This is a genomic window from Pirellulales bacterium (genome assembly GCA_035939775.1).
Taxonomy (GTDB): Bacteria; Planctomycetota; Planctomycetia; order Pirellulales; family DATAWG01; genus DASZFO01.
In genome coordinates this window covers 1-5534 of the sequence record DASZFO010000133.1, presented here as the reverse complement: position 1 = coordinate 5534, position 5534 = coordinate 1, and the positions used below count along the sequence as shown (strand labels likewise).

The following is a 5534-nucleotide window of genomic DNA, read 5'->3' as shown; positions in this document are numbered from 1 at the left end:
GCAGCATATACGTCGTCCGCGCCGAAGAATACCGCAGCGGGTTCAGATATGCATCCACCGCTGCGGTCACCGCCCCGCATCCCGAATGTCCGAGCACGACCACCAGCTTGATGCTGTCGGCCAGGATGTTGAGGGCGTAGTCGATACTCCCCCAGCATTCGTCCGCCAGCACGTTGCCGGCCACGCGGATCACGAACAGGTCGTTGAATCCCTGGCCGAACAGCATCTCGGGCGGGACCCGCGCATCGGAACAGCCGACCACGACGGCGAACGGGGCCTGCTTCGGCATTTCGCCGTAAGCCCGCACCATGCCGACTTCCAGGCCGTTGCACTGCACCACGTACCGCGGCTCGCCGGTGGAAAAAGTGCTGGTCCGGCAGCTTCGCATCCATTCGGAAAAAAGTCGATTTCCCGACTCGAGGCTGCGGCGTGCGTCTTCCGGATCGGCGGGAGGGGGTTTGACGCTGGGATTCTTGGGGTCGAAACGGTAGATGTAGTCGATGGTTCTCATGCTGTAAGCATACCGTCGGGCAAACAATTTTGTCTATGAAATTCTCGATTTTGCGAATTGCCGTGGATATCCTCGTTCCCAGGCGGAGCCTGGGAACGAGAATATGACGCTGAATGTGCGATCTCGTCATTCCGAGGCAAATCTCTCCTGACCGACAAATCAGGCATCTTGTGCAGATCCGTTTCCCTCGACGCCCGATCCGCAGCCTCATTCCCGCCGATCCCCTGCACCGCTTGATTCGCAATGGCCACATAGTAAAGAACTCGTATCCATTGTGAGGAGCAAGTTACGGTGAGAAAGATCATCATGCGGCGACGTAGCATCGGGGCGACGGTTGGCGTCGTGCTGCTGAGCCTCGCGGGGTGCAGCAAGAGCGATTTCGAGCCGTTCGCACCTGTCAATAAACGGGCGGCAAGTTACGAAAGCCAGTTGTCGACCGCCCTCGAAATCCCGGTCGTGCACGAGCAACAGGACGCGCTCTCGGCGATTGCCCTCGATGCCGCCAACGTCGGCGAGGTGCATTGGGCCAAGCAGGCCCTGAATGCGATCGGTGACTGGGAAGTCCGGGACGAGGCGGCCCTTATGGTCGCCGGCCGGCTCTGTCGCGGAGGCAAAAAGGAGGCGGCCCTCGAAATCGCCGAATCGATCGCCAGCTCGGCCATTCGCGAAGAGACGCTGAAGTTCATCAGGAAGCCGCGTTAGCGCGCTCATCCACGCTACGACGGAACTCTCACGAGTTCCGCTACGTGTGAACACCTACTGTCGGCGTTCGATGATCTTCTGAATCCCGTTGTTGATGAGTCCCTCGACGGCACTCGGGACGAGTTTCTTAAGCAACTGGCCGATTGCGCCGCGGTCGATGACCGGTTTGCGGAGCGTCCCCTGGATCGGTATCTCGAGCGTGCGGCCCGCAAGCGGCGCCAGAATCTTCGCTCGGCTGACGAATTCGTCGGAAAATGCAATTTCGGCAATGACATCAAGCGTCTGATCGATTCCCACCGAGCCGTGCGTGCGGACGAGCAGGCTTCTGACTTTGAACTCGACCGGGCTGTGATAGACCCGCCGGCCCTGCAACTTGAAATCGACCGTTTGTCGATCCATTTCAACCAGCGGCCGGTCGATCCCAAGCAAATCGCGCGGCGGGTTGCGGCTAATCGCGGAAGCGATCCTGCCGATCAGCTCGCTGATCTCGGCAAACAGGGGACCGGGAAGAAGCCGGCCGCTGTCGATTTGCAGCCGGCCGCTCACTTCGCCCGAGGCCGGGTCGGCCAGCGCTAAGCGTGTTTCGTCGAGATCAAGCGAAAACCGTCCCTGGGCGCGGGTCGCCTCGGCAACAATGGGATTGATGTATTTCATCCACGAATCGCAGACTTCGTCGGTCAGCTCGACATTCTCAATCACCGGCCCCGCGGGAACCGCGAGCATCGCGGGACGGTCGCCCAGAAGCACCTGGGGGGCCAGCGTGACTTTGCCGCCGCTGACGGCCAGCTCGAGCGGTCGCATCGTGAGCGCACAATCGGCGAGGGCCAGTTCAATTTCCTCTGGCCCCGCCGCCAGGCCGAAAAGATTGCCGCTGCTCCAGGCCAGGGCGCCCTTCGCAGTGAGCTCAGACGGTACGAGCGGCCCGGTCCCGGCCGGCATTCCCGGCGCGCGCAGCGGTCCGTGGATGGCAAAGCGACGGCTCTCTTTTCCTTTTATGTGAAGGTGCGGGCCGACGACTTCGCGCAGCCGTTCGACGATGCGCTCCATGTCGCATTCGGCCTGGCCGTCGAGATCAACCACGCATCGCGAGAAGAGTTCAGCGATGCTTCCGCTGGCCGAGATGTAGACGCCGTCGGAAGCGACCTCCACCCGGTTCAATTCGATCAGGTTGCTTTCGCGCACGAATCGGCCGTCGCTCACGAGCTCGAGCCGCGGCTCCGACCAGATAGTTCTCCATTCCTCAACCGGCACGGCAACCATCTCCTTGGCCATTTTTCGGGCTTCGTTTTCGCGGCGGCGGGCGTCTCGCTGCGCTTCGCGCTCGGCCCGCCGTTGGAGTCGCATTCCGCGGCGGTCAACCGGCAGCCCCGGCGGCGGGAGCGATTCGGCCGGCGCCTCGACATTGATCGGCTCAATGTCGCCACGGCGGCGGTCGACCATCGTCGTTACCTGCCGGCGCAGCAAGAGATTTTCGACATCGCCCCTAGTCTTGAAGATGAGCCCGCGTTCGGGATGGCGCTCGAGATCGACGGCAGCCGTCGCCGTTCCATGCATCTCAAAGGAATCGGCGTTGAAGAACTGCCGGAACCGCGCCGCGAGACGTTCAAAGTCGCACCCGGCCTCAAGATGTGCATTCCGGCTGTTTCCCCGGCCGGTGAGGTGGACGACCTCCGAGCGGCATTCCAGCTCATCGAATTCGATGCGATCGCCTTCGGCGTGCGCGTTGAACCGGAATTCGAGGGGCTCATTCCACGCGATCTCTTCGCCTCCCAGCCGAGCCGCAAGTCGCGGAGTCTCGACACGGCCGCTCCATCCCGTGCGGCCGTCACGCGATCGGCTTGCCGCGTGAACGACGACTTTCCCTTCCGTCAGGCTGGCGCCTTCGCGCAAGGCCAGCGTCGAGGGCAAGAGCTGCGCGAGCCCGACCAGGTCGATTTCACCTTCCAACGTAAAATCTCGATCGCGCGGTTGAGCGCCATCGTGCCGCTGTCCTTCCGCCGGATCGGCCACACTCATTGGAAAGGCGCCGCTTCCTGTGAGCCGACCGACGTCGGTGACGAGCGAGAGACGCTCGACGCGGCATTCGCCGCTGTCGGCGCTGATTTTCCCCTCAAAACGTATTTCTCCCAGCATCGGACGATCGGCGCCGATCCGGCTGGGCCAGCCAAACTGCAATTCCCTGGTCGTCAGCGTCCATTCAGCCCCCGTGAGGCCGGTCGTGGTCGCGCTTGCGTCGCTGTTCGAGTGCAAATCAACTTCGGCAGTCACGGTTCCTGAAATTTCGAGATCGGGTATCAACCGGCCGAGAAGTGGCCCCAAGGCCGCCATCGGCAAATCTGCCATTTCGAGCTTCGCGTCCCACGCCCTCTGAGACGCCAGCGTTTCGAGCCCGAGTCCTGATTGGTTGAACACGAGGCGCAGCGGCTTCGCCTCGGGGGCCTCGGCAGATTTCGCCGTGAGTTCCAGATGAGCCGGCACAGTCTGCCCCGGCTCGCTTTTCGCATGTAGCCCCACGTGGCTCCATTCGGCCGTTCGACCCGTTGTCGCATCGGTGATTTCAATCCTCCCGTTGACTACGTCGAACGATCGTTCGCGATTCGGCCGCCAGGGACGGGGATGCGCCTTGACGGGTGCGAAGGCATCTTCGAGATTGCTTCCCCCGGGCCGCACCAGCAGTGTGACGACGGGCTCTTCAATGCGGACGTGCAGTGGCTCCTGCCGGCGAAACAGCAGCGTCCAGACGCCCCGGTCTTCCGTCACCCGCTTGACCGTCACACACGGCTTGCCATCGGAGGAATCCAGCTCAATTTCCGATAGCTCGATCGGTCCCCACCACGACAGCGATGCGCTGCCGACGCGAATCTCTTCTTGGAACCCGCGAAGTCTCAGGCGTGGCAAGTGGTGCCTCAGCGCCGACCATGCCACGATCTGCGGCGCGAAGGCCAGCAAAAGAAGACCGATCAGCAATCCCCCGGCCAGCAAGCGGCGCCGGCGAGGTCGACTGGTGCATCGGTCGGCAGCCTGGCCGCGCTTCGCGTCCTCCGTCGCGGCGACGTGATCGCGTTCTGTCATTGCCATGATTGATCCCCTGGAAGCACTCGACAGCCCGTCGCGACATTTTATTCGTGCAGCACAGCCGGGGATAGAGGACCCGATGGGCAGCCCCAATTTGCGGTGCAGGCTTCGCGCCTGCACCACAAGACGCGAGGTTACTGTTCGATTACGTTTTGCAGCATCCACAGTCCTTCGCGTCGCAGGTCGCCGTCAGCGACGAGATGGCCGTACTTCGCAAGTTGCAGGCCATACAAGAGAGCACGAAATCTCGCCAGCCGCCAGGTGGCATCATCGATCGGGCCGTAAGCCCACCGGAATGTTTCGTGTGCCGAAGGCGGGAGAAAGCTGTGGGCAATCGAAAGATCGAGGGCCACGTCACCGAGATGGACATCTCCCCAGTCGATAATGCCGCTCGGCCGCGCTTCGCAATCGACCAGAATGTGCCGAACATAAAGATCGCCGTGAACGAGCGCCGTGGCTTGCGGGGGCCTTGATGTCGCCGTTTCTTCAATGAGCCACTCATAGCGAGCTCGATCGGAAATCAGGTTGAGCTGGGCGGCTTCCTCCAGAAGCTTGTGGGCCAGCGGAATGCGGCGAGTCGGTTCCAGCCGTCCCAGAAGGTCCGGCGGCGCGCCCCATTCGCCGGCGACTCTCGGATCAAGAGCATGCAACGCTGCCAGAAACTCGCCGAGTGGCCGGGCTGCCGACGTTCGTTGCGATTCGTCGAGCGGGGCACTGCACGCTGTGCGGCCCTCGATGCGCTGGTATCCGGCGAACAACCAGGCAAATTGTTCAGTCGCCGTGCCGATGAACGTTGGATTCGGGATCGGGAGGGGGAGGTGCGGGGCCAGAGAGGGAAGCACGCGGATCTCGCATTCCAGGCAATCGGCCCCAAGTTGCCTCCGTGGAAAGCGAAAGACGTAACGTCCATTCGCAAGATACGCCGTGTTGTCCCAGCCGAATCCCATGGACTCGATCGCGATTGGTGCGAGCTGCGGAAACTGACCGACGATCAGCAATCGGGCCAGCTCCGGAGAGACGGTTACCTCTGGTGACCAGGGTTGCGACACGTTTAATCCGGGCAATAACCTGAGAAATCGCAAGCTGTCCCCTTGACATTCTAGGGGAGAATGATAACCTCGCCCTTGTCATTCTAGGGGAGCGAGTTGTGTCTGCAAACCGTCCAAAGAACGCTCTGCTTCAGGGAAGTCTCGATCTGCTCATTTTGCGGACGCTGCTGGCCGGCCCGCACCACGGCTACGCGATC

4 protein-coding genes are annotated in these 5534 nt (G+C 62.1%); 1 reads left to right on the top strand and 3 read right to left on the bottom strand.

Annotation, left to right across the window (positions count from 1 at the left end; all coding sequences use genetic code 11):
- Nucleotides 1-511 (bottom strand): carbonic anhydrase (locus tag VGY55_08530; protein ID HEV2970022.1); only part of this gene is annotated, 511 nt, incomplete at its 3' end.
- 291 nt (nt 512-802) lie between these two features.
- On the opposite strand from VGY55_08530, the gene VGY55_08525 reads away from it, so the two are divergent.
- Nucleotides 803-1213 carry a hypothetical protein gene (locus tag VGY55_08525; GenBank protein ID HEV2970021.1) on the top strand — a complete coding sequence of 137 codons (411 nt, stop codon included), beginning with the start codon at nt 803-805 and terminating at the stop codon, nt 1211-1213.
- 54 nt (nt 1214-1267) lie between these two features.
- Here VGY55_08525 and VGY55_08520 read toward each other — a convergent pair whose 3' ends face one another.
- A complete protein-coding gene (locus VGY55_08520) occupies nt 1268-4291 on the bottom strand; it encodes a hypothetical protein (GenBank protein ID HEV2970020.1) in 3024 nt (1007 codons plus the stop codon).
- Between the two features lie 131 nt (nt 4292-4422).
- Complete coding sequence (locus VGY55_08515; protein ID HEV2970019.1) at nt 4423-5337, bottom strand: phosphotransferase; 915 nt, start codon at nt 5335-5337, stop codon at nt 4423-4425.
- Nucleotides 5338-5534: the final 197 nt, after the last annotated feature.